The sequence below is a fragment of the Sulfitobacter geojensis genome (assembly GCF_000622325.1).
Lineage (GTDB): Bacteria > Pseudomonadota > Alphaproteobacteria > Rhodobacterales > Rhodobacteraceae > Sulfitobacter > Sulfitobacter geojensis.
This window is the reverse complement of record NZ_JASE01000005.1, coordinates 2,074,077-2,090,952: the sequence shown is the minus strand read 5'-3', so window position 1 is coordinate 2,090,952 and position 16,876 is coordinate 2,074,077. Positions and strand designations below refer to the sequence as shown.

The 16,876-nt window shown below is 56.8% G+C and carries 16 protein-coding genes; 11 read left to right on the top strand and 5 right to left on the bottom strand.

What is annotated here, in order from left to right; genetic code table 11:
- The first annotated feature begins 3 nt into the window (after positions 1-3).
- The 4 genes from Z947_RS0112160 to Z947_RS0112145 all read left to right on the top strand — a co-directional run bounded on the left by Z947_RS0112160 (position 4) and on the right by Z947_RS0112145 (position 2,432).
- Positions 4-480: a YbaK/EbsC family protein gene (locus Z947_RS0112160; protein ID WP_025044575.1), complete on the top strand. Its 477-nt coding sequence runs from the start codon at positions 4-6 to the stop codon at positions 478-480.
- Positions 481-613: 133 nt separating this feature from the next.
- Complete coding sequence (locus tag Z947_RS0112155) at positions 614-1,024, top strand: DUF2852 domain-containing protein (protein ID WP_025044574.1); 411 nt, start codon at positions 614-616, stop codon at positions 1,022-1,024.
- Between the two features lie 58 nt (positions 1,025-1,082).
- Positions 1,083-1,508, top strand: coding sequence for an RDD family protein (locus tag Z947_RS0112150; RefSeq protein ID WP_025044573.1), 426 nt, complete (start codon positions 1,083-1,085; stop codon positions 1,506-1,508).
- 102 nt (positions 1,509-1,610) lie between these two features.
- Positions 1,611-2,432, top strand: coding sequence for an arginyltransferase (locus Z947_RS0112145; protein WP_025044572.1), 822 nt, complete (start codon positions 1,611-1,613; stop codon positions 2,430-2,432).
- 162 nt (positions 2,433-2,594) lie between these two features.
- Here Z947_RS0112145 and Z947_RS0112140 read toward each other — a convergent pair whose 3' ends face one another.
- From Z947_RS0112140 to Z947_RS0112130, 3 genes are all read right to left on the bottom strand, one after another.
- On the bottom strand, positions 2,595-4,946 hold the full coding sequence (locus Z947_RS0112140) for a TRAP transporter large permease (RefSeq protein WP_025044571.1): 2,352 nt from the start codon (positions 4,944-4,946) through the stop codon (positions 2,595-2,597).
- The gene (locus tag Z947_RS0112135) at positions 4,946-5,914 is read right to left on the bottom strand and encodes a TRAP transporter small permease subunit (protein WP_025044570.1); all 969 of its coding nucleotides are present in this window, start codon (positions 5,912-5,914) and stop codon (positions 4,946-4,948) included. The genes Z947_RS0112140 and Z947_RS0112135 overlap by 1 nt, the downstream gene beginning before the upstream one ends.
- A 132-nt stretch (positions 5,915-6,046) precedes the next feature.
- Positions 6,047-7,135 (bottom strand): TRAP transporter substrate-binding protein, encoded by a 1,089-nt coding sequence (locus tag Z947_RS0112130; RefSeq protein ID WP_025044569.1) that lies wholly within the window; start codon positions 7,133-7,135, stop codon positions 6,047-6,049.
- 252 nt (positions 7,136-7,387) lie between these two features.
- Here Z947_RS0112130 and Z947_RS0112125 point away from each other — a divergent pair, with 252 nt between their 5' ends.
- The 4 genes from Z947_RS0112125 to ilvN all read left to right on the top strand — a co-directional run bounded on the left by Z947_RS0112125 (position 7,388) and on the right by ilvN (position 12,466).
- Entirely contained in the window at positions 7,388-8,809 is a 1,422-nt protein-coding gene (locus tag Z947_RS0112125; RefSeq protein WP_025044568.1) for a cache domain-containing protein, read from the top strand.
- Complete coding sequence (locus Z947_RS0112120; RefSeq protein ID WP_025044567.1) at positions 8,806-9,450, top strand: response regulator transcription factor; 645 nt, start codon at positions 8,806-8,808, stop codon at positions 9,448-9,450. The genes Z947_RS0112125 and Z947_RS0112120 overlap by 4 nt, the downstream gene beginning before the upstream one ends.
- 631 nt (positions 9,451-10,081) lie before the next feature.
- Positions 10,082-11,833, top strand: coding sequence for an acetolactate synthase 3 large subunit (locus tag Z947_RS0112115; RefSeq protein WP_025044566.1), 1,752 nt, complete (start codon positions 10,082-10,084; stop codon positions 11,831-11,833).
- A gap of 72 nt (positions 11,834-11,905) precedes the next feature.
- Positions 11,906-12,466 carry an acetolactate synthase small subunit gene (gene ilvN / locus Z947_RS0112110; protein ID WP_025044565.1) on the top strand — a complete coding sequence of 187 codons (561 nt, stop codon included), beginning with the start codon at positions 11,906-11,908 and terminating at the stop codon, positions 12,464-12,466.
- A gap of 78 nt (positions 12,467-12,544) precedes the next feature.
- Here the strand turns inward: ilvN and Z947_RS22100 are convergent, their stop codons facing one another.
- Positions 12,545-12,928 carry a hypothetical protein gene (locus Z947_RS22100; protein WP_156026654.1) on the bottom strand — a complete coding sequence of 128 codons (384 nt, stop codon included), beginning with the start codon at positions 12,926-12,928 and terminating at the stop codon, positions 12,545-12,547.
- 188 nt (positions 12,929-13,116) lie between these two features.
- Here Z947_RS22100 and Z947_RS0112100 point away from each other — a divergent pair, with 188 nt between their 5' ends.
- The 3 genes from Z947_RS0112100 to Z947_RS0112090 all read left to right on the top strand — a co-directional run bounded on the left by Z947_RS0112100 (position 13,117) and on the right by Z947_RS0112090 (position 15,436).
- A complete protein-coding gene (locus tag Z947_RS0112100; RefSeq protein ID WP_025044563.1) occupies positions 13,117-13,914 on the top strand; it encodes a helix-turn-helix domain-containing protein in 798 nt (265 codons plus the stop codon).
- Between the two features lie 104 nt (positions 13,915-14,018).
- On the top strand, positions 14,019-15,197 hold the full coding sequence (locus Z947_RS0112095) for an aromatic ring-hydroxylating oxygenase subunit alpha (protein WP_025044562.1): 1,179 nt from the start codon (positions 14,019-14,021) through the stop codon (positions 15,195-15,197).
- On the top strand, positions 15,194-15,436 hold the full coding sequence (locus Z947_RS0112090; protein ID WP_025044561.1) for a hypothetical protein: 243 nt from the start codon (positions 15,194-15,196) through the stop codon (positions 15,434-15,436). Before Z947_RS0112095 ends, Z947_RS0112090 begins: the two co-directional genes overlap by 4 nt.
- Here Z947_RS0112090 and Z947_RS0112085 read toward each other — a convergent pair whose 3' ends face one another.
- Positions 15,437-16,846, bottom strand: a complete 1,410-nt coding sequence (locus Z947_RS0112085; RefSeq protein WP_025044560.1) for an amidase — start codon at positions 16,844-16,846, stop codon at positions 15,437-15,439.
- Between the last annotated feature and the right edge of the window lie 30 nt (positions 16,847-16,876).

Below are 16,876 nucleotides of genomic sequence, written 5' to 3'. Positions count from 1 at the left end.
ACCATGAGCAAGAGCCTGAAACGTGTGCGCGCCCTGTTGGACAGCCATACCGCCCCCACCGAGATCAAGGAAACCGCCCTCGCGCGCACAGCACTCGACGCCGCATTGGCGCTTGATTGCGAGGTCGACCAGATTGCCAAGTCAATCGTGCTGCGCGGCGAAACCACTGGTGAGGCGGTGTTGTTCATCACCGCAGGCGGACAGCAGGTCGATCTTGAACGCGCCTCTGCCCTTGCGGGCGAACCGTTGGGAAAGGCAGACGCCGCGCTGATCCGCGCCCAGACCGGTTTTGCAATTGGCGGTGTGTCACCGGTGGCCCATCTCAATCCCTGCCGCAAATGGTTCGACACGACGCTGCTTGGTTTTGACAAAATCTGGGCTGCTGCCGGCACCCCACACCATGTTTTCGGTATGATCCCACAGCAGATGATGGAAATATCCGATGCGCAACCCGCTGAATTCATTCAGAATTCAAAATAAATGTAAATAACATTCACATTTTCACTTGCAAGCTGCGCAACAATCCCCATTTTGAGTAATGTAAAAGGCATTCACATAAGACCTTTTAAGAAGCTAGGCCGCAGTCAGGCCTACATATTCGAAAGGCCCGACCATGAACACACTCGCATCCGAGCAGACCTACACACCGCGTCCCAACTGGTTTGCACGCACTGAAAACTGGCTTGATGAAAAAGGCAAAGGCGCGTGGATCGCGGCAATGGTCCTTGGCTTCATCTTTTTCTGGCCTGTCGGCCTCGCCCTTCTTGCATATATGATCTGGAGTAAACGTATGTTTTCTGGCAAATCCTGCGCCAACCGCCGCAACCGCAGCGTCATGTCCACCCGCAGCACCGGCAATGCGGCATTTGATGCCTATAAAGCCGACACATTGCGCCGTCTGGAAGAAGAGCAAGGCCATTTTGAAGCCTTCCTTGAACGACTGCGCGAAGCCAAAGACAAGGCGGAATTCGACCAGTTCATGGACGATCGCGCCAAACGTGAAGATGCAGGCAGCAACGCCTGATCACCCCGCCCTCCGGCACTGACCGGAGGGCAACATCCCTTTAACGAACGAGACACCGATGACCCCTGATCCCGATACCCAACCACAGTTTTATGATGCCGTGCCAACCAAACGGCTTGTGGCATGGATCCTTGATATGATCCTGATTGCGGTGCTTTGCCTGATCATTGTGCCCTTCACAGCGTTCACCGGTTTGTTCTTCTTCCCCTTTCTGATGCTGGTTGTCGGTTTCCTCTATCGCGTCGCAACCCTGGCCGGCGGGTCGGCCACGTGGGGGATGCGCCTGATGTCGCTGGAAATCCGCCGGGGCGACGACCGCCCGCTTGATGGCACCACAGCGTTTCTGCACACGCTTGGTTATTCCGTGTCCTTCGCCATCCCTGTGTTGCAGCTGATATCGATCGTGTTGATGCTGACCTCCGCACGTCGTCAGGGGCTGACGGATATGGTGCTGGGCACCGTCGCATTGAATAAACGCAGGTAAAAGCGTCACCTGAAAGCGCTAGTTACAGCGTATTTTAGTAAAAACACCGCTTGGCGGCGTGCTGGCACAAGGCTACACTTCTTCCGACAGAGATCGGAACCTATGCGCCATACACTACCACTGACACCGCAATTCTATGTAACCGCACCACAGCCCTGCCCCTATCTTGAGGGGCGGATGGAGCGGAAATTGTTCACGGCCCTGCAAGGTGAAAATGCAGGCGCATTGAATGACAGCCTTTCCGCGCAAGGCTTTCGCCGATCGCAGAATGTGCTTTACCGCCCGTCCTGCGCCGATTGCGCCTCCTGCTTATCCGCGCGCATTGATGTCGCCGCCTTTACGGCCAGCCGCAGCCAGCGCCGCACCATCGCTCGCAACACTGGTCTGGAACGTCGCGCGACTTCGCCTTGGGCAACAGAAGATCAATACGAATTGTTCCGCCGCTATCTGGACAGCCGCCATGCGGATGGTGGCATGGCGGATATGGACGTCTTTGAGTTTGCTGCCATGGTCGAGGAAACCCCGATCCGCAGCCGTGTGATCGAATACGTCGACACCGAAAGCCGCGATCTGGTGGGCGTGTGCCTGACAGATGTGCTCGGCGACGGGCTTAGCATGGTGTACTCGTTTTACACCCCCGACCGGCCCAAGGACGGGTTGGGCAACTATATCATCCTTGATCACATTGAAATCGCCCGCAATGCTGGCCTGCCCTATGTGTATCTGGGCTATTGGGTGCCGGGCAGCCAGAAAATGGGCTATAAGGCAAAGTTCTCGGGGTTGGAAATCTACATGGGCGGTCAGTGGCAAAAGCTGCAAGATCCCGACCAGTTCGAACCGGCGCAACACCCGCTTAGCAATGATCCCATCGCGGAACAGGTCGCCAATATTGCCCTGCCCGATATGGCGCATAAACGCCGCTGAACCGCCCCTCCTCTTTTTGGCCTTAAATACTGCTGCGCACCGGTCAAACAGGGGCGACGCCTGTTTTGCACGTGCGCCTTGCACCATATACCAAACCCCAAAACGGAATGAGGCCGCCTTTTTCAGGCGGCCTCTCCTTTGAATCAAGCGTGGGATGAACCCTTAGGGGATCAGATCCGGTACAATGGTCACAATCGCCGGGAAGAACCACAAGATTGCCAGCCCCGCCACCTGAATAAGCACAAAGGGCACAATACCGCGATAGATATGGCGCGTCGTCACGCTCGCCGGTGCCACCCCGCGCAGGTAGAACAGCGCAAAGCCGAACGGCGGTGTCAGGAAGGATGTTTGCAGGTTCACTGCAATCATGATCGTCACCCATTTGGGATCAAACGTGCCGCCGTAAATCACGGGCCCGACAATCGGCACAACGATGTAAATGATCTCAAGGAAATCAAGTACAAAGCCCAGTACGAACAGCACCAACATCACCAGCAAGAAGACCGTGAGTTCGTTATCAAACGACTTGAGAAACTGCTGAATGTAGTGTTCGCCGCCAAAGCTGATCACCACAAGGTTCAGCAACTGCGAGCCGATAAGGATGGTAAAGACCATCGAGGTGACCTTGGCCGTTTCGCGCACAACAGGTGTCAGAACCCCGTGCGTGAAAAGGATGTAGCAGGAAAACAGCAAACCGAAGACCGCATAAAGGTAGGCACCATAGGCGACAAAGAAGGCGACCCAGCTTTCAAAAGAAACGCCTTCCTGATTGATCCGCAGGTCAAAGTTAACACCAACCAGAATGCACAGGATGATCGCCAGCGTGGACCAGATGATCACCTTTGGCGAACGGTCTTCATCGCGCAGTTTGCGGTAGGCGGCCAACATGATCGCCCCCCCTGCCCCAAGCGCTGCAGCCGGTGTCGGGTTGGTGATACCACCCAGGATCGACCCCAGAACCGCGACGATCAGCATCAGCGGTGGAAAGACCACGCGGATCAATTCGTTCGCTGCGCAAAGCTTGGTCGCGTAAACCACACCGTAAAAGATCAACGCAAAGGGGATTGCCATCAGCACAACCGTCGCCCCGGAGGAGGTGGTTGGCCCCAACAGCAGGATATCCACCAGCACGGCCAGCACCACACCAACCCCGCCAATGATCAGCGGTCGGGTTTCGGAAGACGGCGACACGCCACGCCCTGTGGTCAGGAACAGTGACAACAGCACCAGCAGGATCGCAATGCCGGTCCCGATGGGCGCCGCATCGGCAATCTTCGCCGCTTGCTTGGCCGCAAAGTCCTCGTCGCTCAGCTTTTCGGATTGGGCAAGCCCACCGGCCTCCTCAATCACCTGCTGTTCGGCAAGGGCCTTGTCCCAAGCTTCCTGACCGTGCAATTCGATCATCGACGCCTGGCACTCCTCACCCACATTCGTGCGCAAGCTGGCCGCGTCGCCAATGTCGGAGAAGCTTGAAACGGTCACAGACTGGCTGCCGACAACCCCAACGTTGCCAAGGAAAATCGTCCCCACAATCAGCAAGACCGGTGCGCCAAGGAACCATGTGAAGGCTTCGTTCTTGGTGATCACCTCGGAATTGGTGGACCCCATGGTAACCGCAGGTGCCTTGTCGGGATTAAGCAGCGCATAGCCGAAGGCATAGAGCGCATAGAGCAATGCCAGCATGATGCCGGGCAACAGGGCCGCCTGAAACAGCGTGCCGACAGACACAACCGCTGGCTCACCCAAGAAGGTCAGCGCATCGGTACAACCTGCAACCTGCGCACGGGCCTCTTGGGCTGCGGAATAAAGATCCCCCGCCAAGGTGCCCAACAGAACGATCACGATCGAGGGCGGAATGATCTGCCCCAACGTACCCGACGCCGCGATCACGCCCGTTGCGATTTCGGGCGAATAATTGTTGCGCAGCATGGTCGGCAAGGCGAGCAGACCCATGGTCACAACCGTCGCCCCAACGATGCCGGTAGAAGCCGCCAGAAACGCGCCAACAACCACAACAGATACGGCCAGACCACCGGGCAACGGTCCGAAAACCTTGGCCATCGTGGTCAGCAGATCGTCCGCAATCTTGGAGCGTTCCAATGTGATGCCCATCAGGACAAACATCAAAACCGCCAGCAGCGTCTCGATAGACTGACCCGCGAGAACACGTTCGTTCATCCGGTTGACGATAAAGGACACGTTGCGATCCAGCGCGGTTTCCCAACCCTGCGGGAAAACCGACACTGCCACCCGCGGCAGGTCCGGATATCGGAAGAGCGATACCGTATCCTCCTTGATGCCGGAATTGACCAAAGCGCGGTAAGCATCCGATGAGGTATCAATCGCCTGATGGATCAGCAAACCTGCCGAATCCAGCGCCGCGATGATGGCAAAGGAGATGATGCCCGCACCACCGATGGCAAAGGCCACCGGAAAACCGGACAGAATGCCGCCGAACAGGCAGAAAAATACGATAATCAGGCCGACTTCGACCCCGTCGAGACCAAAAAACATCAGTGTGTTCCCTCATATGCTTCTTCGCCTTCGCCAAGGGTATCCTTGTCGAGATATTTACCCTCTGAGGCGGGGCCTTCCTTGAATTCACACCAGCTGCGGTAGAACACGGCGATGGCTTGCAAAATCACCATGGCGCAGAACAGGCAGAGCAGAATTTTGAAGATAAAGTAGCCGTTAAATCCGTTGGGCGAGAAACCGATGGTTTCCACGTTCCATTTCAGCACCCGCGCTTTGCGCAACAGCAATTCCAGTGAATCCGATGCTGACGGGTTCGGCGTAACCAGATGGCGCCACAGGAAGAACCAGCCGTAAAGCCAGGTCACCACGGCAAAAGGGATCATAAAGAACAGGGCCCCGAACATGTCGACGATTTTCTTCGTGCGGAATTTTGCGCCGGCGTAAAACAGATCGACGCGAACGTGGCCGCCCTGCACAAAGGTGTAGGACACACAAAGACAGACCACCAAGGCATTGAAAAGTTTCAATTCTTCCGCGAACCACGAGATGTCGAATTGCAACGGGATGCCGAAACCGATGGAGATATCGGGGCGGGTAAAGATCCGCTGCATGAAAACAATGATGATTTGTTGCACCACCATAATCAGGCCTGCCCATGCGAACAGACGGCCCACGCTGTTGCCCAGCCATTCCAGCCCGCGCACCATAGACCACATCACCTCGCGACGGCGCATGCCAATGGCAGTGATGATCAACAGCCCCAGAACCAGAACAAAGAACAGCTCGGTCGACGCACCATAGTAAATGAACCGCATCATTGCTTGCGGGTCAGTCCAATTCAACCAGAGCGCCGGTTGGAACAGTGCCGCAAAAAGGTTGTAGGGTGCCTCGACAAAATTGCCCAGAATGTACTGGAGCGTGCCTGAATCTTGGAATTTATCAAGACAGCTGAGCTTTGCGCCCTCAGCTGCTCGGAAAAATCCCGAACATACCACATCATCGGCCATAGATGTCCCCTCCCCGGAGCGCACATCGGGGTTCACCCCGTTTCATGCGTATCGGACGTTTGCGCCCGTCGTTTAAATTGCATCAAGGGCCGCAGCGAATTGCGCGGCCCTTAAGTGTTTTACGAAAAAGGCTTAGCCCTTGTTACGTACGCGCTCACGCTGCTCGACGTAGAAGGCGTCGGACTTGGACAGCCATTCCGCAGAAGAGGTCAGCGAGGCTTCAAAGCTTTCGCGTGTACGTGCGAACAGTTCGTCACCCATGTTTTCGTCCATGACTTCGGAAGACGCTGCACCGAATGCATCCCAGACATCGTCGGAGAACTGCATGGTTTTTACACCCTGCTGCTGCAAACGCGCGAGTGCGGCACCGTTGTTTGCCAGCGTTTCGGCCAGCTGCAGGTGCGTTGTCGCCATTGTTGCGTAGGTGATGATCTTCTGGTGGGCCGGTGACAGCTCGTTAAAGACATCGAGGTTCACAGCGGCTGACAGACCGGAGCCTGGCTCGTGGAAGCCCGCAGTGTAGTACACTTTCGCAACTTCCTGGAAGCCGGCGCGTTCGTCCGCGAACGGGCCAACCCACTCAAGACCGTCAAGAGCACCGGAAGACAGCGCCTGATACAGTTCACCACCCGGGATGTTCTGAACAGATGCGCCCAGTTTACCGAGAACCTTGCCACCAAGGCCCGGCATACGGAACTTCAAACCGTTGAAGTCTGCGGCAGAACCGATTTCCTTGCGGAACCAGCCACCGGACTGTGAACCGGAGTTACCCGCCTGGAAGGACTTCAGGTTGAAGATCTCGCCCAGTTCGTTGTGCAGGTCGTGGCCGCCACCGTGGTAGTACCAGTTTGTCAGCTCTTGCGCTGTGCCGCCAAATGGAACGGCTGTGTAATACGCATATGCAGGGTGCTGGCCGATGAAATAGTAATCAGCGGAGTGGTACATGTCGGCCTGACCGGAAGAAACCGCGTCAAACACTTCGAAGGCACCAACCAGTTCGCCGGGGGCTTTTTTGTCGATGGTCAGTGTGCCGTCAGACATCTCGTTGACCATGTTGTTCAGATAGGATGCCGCATCGTCCAACACGGCGAAACCGCGCGGCCATGATGTGACCATTGTCAGTGTCTTTTTGCCTTGTGCGTAAACCGGCGCGGCAAGTGTTGTTGCGGCGGCGGCGGTACCACCGAGGGCAGATGTCTTCAGAAATGAACGACGATCCATAGGGTTACTCCTCCCGAGTAGAATGCCCGCGTCGCGCAGTGTCGCACGCGCAGGTCGTTTCAAGTGCGCATACCCTAACGACGGATGCGCGAAGGGGAATACCTAGTTCTACGTAGGCAGGTCCGTATTTTGGGTGAAATCGCTGTTTTTCCTATGCATTTCGCAAGGAACGCACAGTCGATAGGCGAAAGTTTTTGCCATTCGGCCCGCCTGCCCTTTGATTCGCCCCCGATTCGGCGTATCGAATCATCTATGCGCAGGCTCCTTCCCCCCTTCGTTTTCAGCTACGCCCAAAAGCTCACGCTTCTGGCGGCGATCCCCTTGATCGTGGCAGTTGCCGCAATTGCAATGATTGTGGCGTTGCAAGCGCGGGCATTGGCCGAACGCGAGATTTTCACGCTGGAGGCGCAGTTGATCGAGGCCAAAAAGGCCGAGCTGCGCAATTACGTGACGCAGGCGCGCAACGGGTTCTACTTCATCTACGGCAATGCGGCCCCCGATGATGATGTTGCCAAGCGGCGCGTCGCCCAGATCCTGTCCGCCATGATCTACGGGGATGAGGGCCAGTTCTTTGTTTATGATTACGAAGGCAATCAGCTGGTCAGTCCACGACAGACAGAACGGATCAACCTGAACTGGAGCGGCCAGACCGATAGCGAAGGCACGGAAATTGTAGACGAAATCATCAGCATCGCGCGCAAAGGGGCCGGGTTTCACAGCTATCTCTGGCCGAAACCCAGCACCGGCAAAGAGGCGCGGATGATCACCTATGTGACCTCTTTCCCGTCATGGCAGTGGGCCGTGGGGACCGGTGTGTTTATTGATGATGTGCTGGCCTCTGTGGCCACGGCACGGGCAGATGTCGAAGCGCGGGTGCAGCGCACCTTTATCTATATCGGGGGGATCACGGCGGCCGCATTGTTTGTGGTGTTTGCCACGGGCATGGGCGTAAACCTGCACGAACGCCGGCTTGCGGATGCCAAGTTGAAGAAACTGACCGAACGGGTTTTTGACGCGCAGGAAGAGGAACGCGGCCGCGTGGCGCGCGAGTTGCATGACGGGATCAGCCAGCTGTTGGTCGGGGTGCGCTATGCGCTGGATAACGCCCGCCGCCGGTTGGAACGCGGAGATGCCAAAGCCGCTGAACCTTTGGCAAAGGGCATCGACAGTCTGGCCGAGGCGATCATCGAGGTGCGCCGCATCAGCCGCGACTTGCGCCCCGGTGTGCTGGACGATTTGGGTCTTGGCCCCGCAATCAAGACGTTGGTGGAGGATTTCGAGGCCCGTACCGGTATCACCAGCCAGTTTGAAACGGTCGTCTTTCGCAACCGTCTGGACGACGAGGCCAAGATCGCGCTTTACCGCATCGCCCAAGAGGCGCTGACCAATGTGGAACGCCACGCGGGTGCAGCGCAGATCAACGTCAGCCTGCGCGGGCATCGCCACGGCGCCACCCTTCTTATTCAGGACAACGGGCGCGGGCTTGTGACCAACCGCTCATCTGCCGCCTCGGGATTGGGGTTGCGCAATATGCAAGAACGCATGGAGCAATTGGGCGGCACTTTGGTTGTGCGCAACGGCAAGGCCGGCGGGACGAGTATTGAAGCCACCGTGCCGTTAAGTCATATGCTACCGCCGCAGGACTCAGAACACCCTAAGGTTGCCGCAGAATGACAAACCAAGTGCGCGTTGTAATTGTTGACGATCATCCAATGGTCGCCGAGGGCATCCAGTCTATTCTCGAAAGCTATGACGACATCAGCGTGATTGCGACCCTCAGCAACGGGCGTGCGGTGATCGACGAGCTGGACCAGCTTGATCCCGATGTCATCCTGATGGACCTGAACATGCCTGACATCGGCGGGCTGACCGCCACCGAAATCGTGCTGGAACGACGCCCCGAAACCCGCGTTGTCATCCTGACCATGCACGACAACCCCGAATACATCGCCAGCGCCCTAAGCCATGGCGCAAAGGGTTATCTGCTGAAAGATGTGCCCACCGACGAAATCAAACAGGCCATTGATGTGGTGATGAAAGGCGAGCGGTATCTTTGTACGGGCGCGCAAGGATCCATTGCGCCCAAAGATGACGGCCGGCGCGAGGCGCTGACAGAACGCGAACAGACAATCCTGTTGCAACTGGCGTCGGGCAAGTCGAACAAGGAAGTTGCTGGCGTGCTTGATATCTCGGTGCGCACCGTCGAAACGCACCGCAAGAACATCAAGCGCAAGCTGGGCATTTCCAGCACGGCGGGGCTGACGCGCTATGCGATGGAACACGGCGTGTTACAGGGCACTGGTGTACGCTTGTGACTGTTACGCGGATGGGATGACCGGCTGCGCCTAACCACCGGATCCACGGCCCATAGGTTTAAATCCGCCCGCTGTGGGAAACCGCGCAAAGGGTTGGCGGCAGTGTTTACGTCAAAACCAGTCAAAACCGCAAATTGGTTGTCTATGCTGAAGGGTCGGGATGCGAGAGCCGGTTTCTGCCCGATCCAGCGCGCCACCAGCACCCTTAAGCGATAGCTTTTGCGACGCGCAGGCGCTGATTTACCTGTCTTTGGCACAGTCGACGCCTCAAACGGCGGTCGTCCACCGTGTTTCAGGCCCCACCCGTCGCCGATTTCACCACCTAATCGCGCCCGAGACAACACATATTTGCGTTATCTTTCTTTCCCAATCCACTTTGCGAAACATAATTGCGAAAAATTCACCCGCGCGGACATATTTTTCGCATCATTGCCGGTTGACGCCCCGTGAAACCCCTCATAATGTCCCCAAACGCAATAAGGAGCCTTTGGGCATGACCGATCTAGTCGTCATTCTAGGACACACGCGCATGGGCCGGTAACGGTAAACCATATTCGACCCCATGCGCCCCCGACATCCTCGGGGGCTTTTTTATGCGACACAGAAAATAAACGCCTCACGGAGCAAGACCATGACACGCAAAATGACCGGAGCCAAAATGATCGTCCAAGCCTTGATTGATCAAGGTGTGGACACTGTATTCGGATATCCCGGCGGCGCTGTCCTACCTATCTATGACGAGGTGTTTCAGCAAAACTCGATCAAGCATATTCTGGTGCGTCACGAACAAGGTGCTGTGCATGCCGCCGAAGGATATGCGCGCTCCACCGGCAAGCCCGGTGTGGTTCTGGTAACATCGGGACCGGGTGCGACGAACGCCGTGACCGGGTTGACCGATGCGCTGCTGGATTCAATTCCGCTGATCGTTTTGACGGGTCAGGTGCCCACCTTCATGATTGGCTCTGACGCCTTTCAGGAGGCCGATACCGTTGGCATCACCCGCCCCTGCACGAAACACAACTGGTTGGTGAAAGAGACCGACAAACTGTCTGGTGTTCTGCACGAGGCCTTTCATGTTGCCACCTCGGGCCGTCCGGGTCCGGTTCTGGTAGACATTCCCAAGGATGTCCAATTTGCAACCGGCACCTATACGCCCAAGGCTCCGTCGGTGTCCCACTACCAACCGAAACTCAAGGGCGATCTGGAAGAGATCACCGAACTGGTTGCCGCCATCGAAAAAGCCAAACGTCCGGTGTTTTACACCGGCGGCGGGGTCATCAATTCCGGCCCGGCGGCGTCGCAGTTGTTGCGCGAACTGGTTGAGGCGACAGGTTTTCCGATCACCTCGACCTTGATGGGGCTGGGATGCTATCCGGCCTCCGGTGACAAATGGCTGGGCATGCTGGGGATGCACGGGCTTTATGAAGCCAACATGGCGATGCATGACTGCGATCTGATGATCAACATCGGCGCACGGTTTGACGACCGGATCACCGGTGTGGTCGATCTGTTCAGCCCGAAATCCAAAAAGGCGCATATCGACATTGACGCCTCTTCGATCAACAAGGTCATCCGCGTGGACATTCCGATTTTGGGCGATGTCGGTCACGTTTTGGAAGACCTGTTGAAGATCTGGAAATCCCGCGGACGCAAGACCAATTCCGAAGCTGTCGCCAAGTGGTGGAAACAGATCGAGGAATGGCGTGCGGTTGATTGCCTGAAGTTCGAACAGAAGGGCAAGGTCATCAAACCGCAATACGCCCTGTCCCGCCTTGAAGCGCTGACCAAAGACCACGACCGCTATATCACGACCGAAGTCGGCCAGCACCAGATGTGGGCCGCCCAATACCTTGACTTTGAAGATCCGAACCGCTGGATGACGTCCGGTGGATTGGGCACGATGGGCTATGGTTTTCCAGCTTCGATTGGTGTGCAGATGGCCCATCCCGACAGCCTTGTTGTGAATGTCGCAGGCGAGGCATCATGGCTCATGAATATGCAGGAAATGGGTACGGCGATGCAATATAATCTGCCGGTCAAGCAGTTCATCCTGAACAACGAACGCCTTGGCATGGTGCGCCAGTGGCAAGAGTTGCTGCACGGCGAACGCTATTCGCAAAGCTGGTCGGAATCCCTGCCCGATTTTGTGAAACTGGCAGAGGCATTTGGGGCCAAGGGTATTTTGTGCTCGGATCCTGACGATCTGGACGACGCGATCATGGAAATGATCAACCATGACGGGCCGGTGATTTTTGACTGTCTGGTTGAAAAGCATGAGAATTGTTTCCCGATGATCCCGTCGGGCAAGGCCCATAACGAAATGCTGATGGGTGATGCGGATACGCAGAATGCAATTGACGCAAAAGGATCGGTTCTCGTCTGAGACGTTTTCTTTGAAAGAAAACGGTCGGAAACTTCGAAAGTTTCCGGCACCTCCAATTGAAGGAAACGGAATATGTCAGCTCTAAAAATCAAAAAAGGTGCCACGTCGCACTCTGCCTACAACCTACGCCCCAATTTTTCTGACGTGGTCGAGCGTCACACCTTGGCCGTCTTGGTCGAAAACGAACCCGGCGTGCTGGCCCGTGTCATCGGGCTGTTTTCCGGACGCGGCTATAACATCGACAGCCTGACCGTGGCCGAAGTGGATCACACAGGTCACCTGAGCCGCATCACCATCGTCACCTCAGGTACGCCGCAAGTTATTGAACAGATCAAAGCACAACTGGGGCGGATCGTCTCCGTTCATGACGTGCATGATCTGACCGTCGAAGGCCAAAGCGTCGAACGCGAATTGGCGATGTTCAAAGTGACCGGCAAGGGCGAACACCGTGTCGAAGCCCTGCGTCTGGCCGATATTTTCCGCGCCAATGTTGTGGACAGCACGCTGGAAAGCTTTGTGTTCGAAATCACCGGCGCGCCGGAAAAGATCGACGCGTTTGCGGATTTGATGCGCCCCCTTGGTCTGACAGAAGTGGCCAGAACCGGCGTGGCGGCCTTGGCGCGCGGCGATTAAATCCTGACTTCCGAAAAACCGCAGTCTCTGGTAGCTAAAGGCCAGCCAGAGACTGCGGTGTAGCCATTCAATTCGCGTTCAGCCGGTGTCGCGCGTTCCAAAATTTTCGCTTCGGTCTGCATTTCGTCGAAATGCAATGACCTTGCCCGATGACCCATAGGGTGCCGCGCCGGTGTCGTTCTTTTCGGCACAACTGCGCAACCCTTCCATTAACCCGTTGCAAACATTGCTTTGCACAATCTGCGGATTGTGGGCACGTCTTGTTTTGCGTTCGATAGAGACATCGAATTGCACCATGTCCCCCGGTTGAAATACGTCGTCCCTACCCCTTAAACCAGTTGCCGCATCATAATAAGCAAGATCACCGTGGTCTTCGCACCAAAACACAGCTTTCTCGTCACTTACATCACTCCAAAGTACAACGCCTATCATGTATTCGCTCTGCCCTCTCGTTTCTGCCATCAAAAAACCTTCTATTAATACTATAGATCTAAGCAGGTTCAGAGCACGGAGCCATTTGTGTCTAAATCTGGCCGGCTTGCATCAAAACAGCGTCACCATTGTTGCTAATTAGCGTCAAATGGGTTATGGTCTTACCAAGCTGCCCGTTTGGTTTCCTCTTTCGACCCTCCCTGCAAGGAGATGTTCTGATGCCTTCGCTAAAGCAATCTCCCGCAGAGCTGCGCAACATGTTTGGCGAAAATCTGCGCCAACTTTCCAGCTCTTATGCGTCCATATCGGATCTTTCGCGCCAGCTGGGGATAAACCGGACGCAGTTTAACCGATACCTGTCCGGCGAAAGCTTTCCGCGCCCTGATGTGCTTGCGCGTATCTGTAGCTTTTTCAAAGTGGACGCCCGCGTATTGCTGGAACCGGTGAACGAGATCGGTGCGGGGCAAGATCCAATTCTGAACACCTACATGCGTGATTTCGTTGGCGTTGGCGCTTCGAACATACCTAACGACATTTTTCCCAGCGGTTTTTACCGGTTTTCCCGCCGCACCTATCACGACAAGGAGATCTTTATCGTTGGATTGGTATTTGTACGCCGCGAGGGGACGAACACCTTTATGCGCGGATACGAAACCAAGGACGCGATGGTATTGCAGGGGTTGCCCACAAACGCACGTGCCCGCGAATTTCGCGGGCTGGTTATGCAGCAGGAAGACGGAATTGGCGTGCTGGTTTCGCGGCGCAATTCAATGACGTCGTCGTTTAACTACCTGTATCGGGTGGCTTCGTTCGAAAACAATTACTGGGTCGGCTATATCACCCGCACAGTGCCCGAAGAAGTCGGCAAACCACGTGCTGTGCGCATGGTGTATGAATATCTGGGGACCAAGGTGGCCAATGCCCTGCCCGTGGCACGCAAGACCGGTTTTCACACCATCAACGAACTGCCCCCCTTTCACCGTCGTCTACTGCGGCCGGACACGCCTCTCTCCTGACCGGCCCACTGCCGTTGTGTCGCCCCTGATAAAATCACGTCGCAGACAGCAAGGCCGCCCGCCTGCCCTGATCTATAGTTTCAGGGAGCAACAGGAGAGCGCAGATGTCCCCATTCCATTCCGATCTGAGCAACGTCCGCAACCCTATCGCACAGGCGAACGGTTTGCCCAACGCCCATTACACTGACCCCGCCGTTTTCACCGAAGAGCGTCAGGCCGTGTTATTCGACAATTGGGCTGGTCTGGGCGTCGGTGCGGATGTCCCCGAAATTGGCGATGCTGTGCCTCTGACCTTCATGGGGATGCCGCTGCTGATGCTGCGTGACAAACAGGGCGAGGTGCGGGTATTCCAGAACATCTGCCGCCACCGTGGGATGATCCTTGTCGATGCCCCCTGCAAGATCGAAGGGGCAATCCGCTGCCCCTATCACAGCTGGTGTTACGCCACTGATGGACGTCTTGTCAGCACGCCGCATGTGGGCGGACCGGGGCAGAACACGCATGAGGGGATCGACCGTGATCTCCTTGGCCTGATTGAAGTGCGCAGCCACATCTGGATGGATGTCGTTTTTATCAACATCTCCGGTTCGGCCGCCCCGTTCAAGGAAGCCCACGCGGATCTGATCACCCGTTGGGCCGAATTCGACAAACCCCTGTTTCATGGCGGTGCCGACAGCCGCTTTACACTTGAAGTCGCGTGCAACTGGAAGCTCGCGGTCGAAAACTACTGCGAAAGCTACCACCTGCCTTGGGTGCATCCCGCGCTGAACACCTATTCCAAGCTGGAGGATCACTATCACATCGAAGCTGCGGGCAAATTCTCGGGCCAGGGCACGTGGGTTTACCGCCAGCTTACGGACGATGATGGCACGGTGTTTCCCGATTTTGACGCTTTGGATTCCAAATGGGACACGGCGGCAGAATACATCACCGTCTATCCCAACGTCTTGCTGGGCGTGCACCGCGATCACACTTTCGCAATTGTGCTGGTGCCACATGGATTGGATCGCACCGTTGAACATATCCATCTTTATTACGCCGCAAAAGAAACGCCAGACGGCCTGCGCTTGCGCAATACGTTGCAATGGAAAGAGGTCTTTGCCGAAGATGTCTTTGTCGTCGAGGGCATGCAGCGCGGGCGTCATGCAACCGGTTTTGACGGGGGCCGCTTTTCACCGGTGATGGACGGACCGACACATATGTTCCATGACTGGGTCGCCGCGCAGATGGAGCGTCATCGCTGCGCTCCCGCCCCTCTCACACCGGCACAGGCGGCAGAATGAGCCGCATTGACGCAGCACTCCTCGCGGCACATGCGACGGGGGATGGCACGACAATGATGCGGCTCTATACACAGGCCGCCGCGCAGGCAAAGTCACCAGAGGCCACGGCCTTTTATCTCACCCATGCATATGTATTTGCTTTGGAAACGGGCCATGCGAATGCCGCCGCCCTGCACCAACGTTTGATTGATGCCGGATGCGAACATCCCGCAGGCCCGCCGCGACCGCCGAAACGCTGATCAGACAGCCATCGCACGGGCGCGCGGCCAATCTGTCGCCTGATGCCACTGCTGTGCGAGTTGTAGCAAAGCGGCGTCGCTGCCATGCCGCCCGATCAATTGCAGCCCGCCGGGCAAGCCATTTTCGCCAAATCCCGCAGGAATATTCACAACGGGCAAACCGATCAAACTCGCCGGGATCACAACCTGCATCCAGCGGTGGTAAGTATCCATCGCGACACCGGCGATCTCTGTCGGGTATACGGTATCCACCTCGAATGGCCAACATTGTGCCGACGGCAGAACCAGAACATCCACCTGCTCGAACAGGGCATTTACCGCCCGCAACCAGTCGGAACGCGCCATGCTGGCGTGATTTACGTCCATCGCCGACAGGGACAGCCCGCGCTCGATTTCCCAAACGGCCTCTGGCTTCAACAACTTGCGTTGCTCGGGATCAGTATAAAGCGCGTGGTTGGCGCCGGAAACCGCGAAGGATCGCAGTGTGATCCAGCTCTCCCACATGCGATCTGCGTCAAAGGGTGCGGCAATGTCGGACACCTTGTGTCCAAGGCCCGCCATCTGTTCCAGCGCGTCGCTGATCAGCTGGGAAATACCGCTTTCATAAGGAAACGCCCCGCCCCAATCGCCCAGATACCCGATGCGCTGCACGCCGAGGGGCGTGGACAGAAACGGCAAGGTCGGATCGGGGGATTTGCTGTGCGGCTGGCCTGAATCCGCGCCGGTCAGTGTGTCGAGCAAAGCCGCCAGATCAGCGGGACAGCGCGCCATCGGCCCCAAGGTCGACAGCTGGTGCAAATACACATCCCCCGCAGGTTCACCCGGCACTGTTCCCCATGTCGGGCGCATGCCATAGACGTTATTCCATCCCGCCGGATTGCGCAGCGACCCCATCATGTCGGACCCGTCGGCGACCGTCAGCATCCGCGCCGCCAATGCCGCCGCCGCCCCGCCTGACGATCCCCCGACACTGCGCCCCCGATCATAAGGATTACGGGTCGCCCCGTGAACGGGATTGAACGTATGGCTGCCCAGCCCGAATTCGGGTGTATTTGTCTTACCGATGATCAGTGCGCCAGCCGCGCGCAGGCGGGCCACAACCAGATCGTCCATTTCCGCGATCACCCCGTCATAGAGAGGCGATCCCATTGATGTGGGCAGATCTTTGGCGTTGGACAGATCCTTGATCGCGATCGGAATGCCGTGCAGCCAGCCCTTGCGCGGCGCAGCATCGGCGGCACGCGCCTCTGCCAGCAGGGCATCGCCGTCACGCAGCGAAACAATCGCGTTTATGTCTGCGTTAACGGCCGCAATGCGATCCAGCGTCGCCTGCATTACATCAACGGCGCTGACCTCCCCGCTTTCAAGGGAGGCAGACAGGTTCAAGGCGGTTTGGTGCAGAATACTCATTGTCGGACCTAAGCAACCAAACAGGGAAGG

Coding starts and splice junctions, on each gene's coding strand:
- Z947_RS0112135 (WP_025044570.1), bottom strand. CDS start 5,914: ATGGCCGATGATGTGGTATGTTCGGGATTTTTCCGAGCAGCTGAGGGC.
- Z947_RS0112085 (WP_025044560.1), bottom strand. CDS start 16,846: ATGAGTATTCTGCACCAAACCGCCTTGAACCTGTCTGCCTCCCTTGAA.
- Z947_RS0112140 (WP_025044571.1), bottom strand. CDS start 4,946: ATGTTTTTTGGTCTCGACGGGGTCGAAGTCGGCCTGATTATCGTATTT.
- Z947_RS0112145 (WP_025044572.1), top strand. CDS start 1,611: ATGCGCCATACACTACCACTGACACCGCAATTCTATGTAACCGCACCA.
- Z947_RS22100 (WP_156026654.1), bottom strand. CDS start 12,928: ATGGCAGAAACGAGAGGGCAGAGCGAATACATGATAGGCGTTGTACTT.
- Z947_RS0112155 (WP_025044574.1), top strand. CDS start 614: ATGAACACACTCGCATCCGAGCAGACCTACACACCGCGTCCCAACTGG.
- Z947_RS0112090 (WP_025044561.1), top strand. CDS start 15,194: ATGAGCCGCATTGACGCAGCACTCCTCGCGGCACATGCGACGGGGGAT.
- Z947_RS0112160 (WP_025044575.1), top strand. CDS start 4: ATGAGCAAGAGCCTGAAACGTGTGCGCGCCCTGTTGGACAGCCATACC.
- Z947_RS0112150 (WP_025044573.1), top strand. CDS start 1,083: ATGACCCCTGATCCCGATACCCAACCACAGTTTTATGATGCCGTGCCA.
- Z947_RS0112130 (WP_025044569.1), bottom strand. CDS start 7,135: ATGGATCGTCGTTCATTTCTGAAGACATCTGCCCTCGGTGGTACCGCC.
- Z947_RS0112115 (WP_025044566.1), top strand. CDS start 10,082: ATGACACGCAAAATGACCGGAGCCAAAATGATCGTCCAAGCCTTGATT.
- Z947_RS0112095 (WP_025044562.1), top strand. CDS start 14,019: ATGTCCCCATTCCATTCCGATCTGAGCAACGTCCGCAACCCTATCGCA.
- Z947_RS0112125 (WP_025044568.1), top strand. CDS start 7,388: ATGCGCAGGCTCCTTCCCCCCTTCGTTTTCAGCTACGCCCAAAAGCTC.
- Z947_RS0112120 (WP_025044567.1), top strand. CDS start 8,806: ATGACAAACCAAGTGCGCGTTGTAATTGTTGACGATCATCCAATGGTC.
- ilvN (WP_025044565.1), top strand. CDS start 11,906: ATGTCAGCTCTAAAAATCAAAAAAGGTGCCACGTCGCACTCTGCCTAC.
- Z947_RS0112100 (WP_025044563.1), top strand. CDS start 13,117: ATGCCTTCGCTAAAGCAATCTCCCGCAGAGCTGCGCAACATGTTTGGC.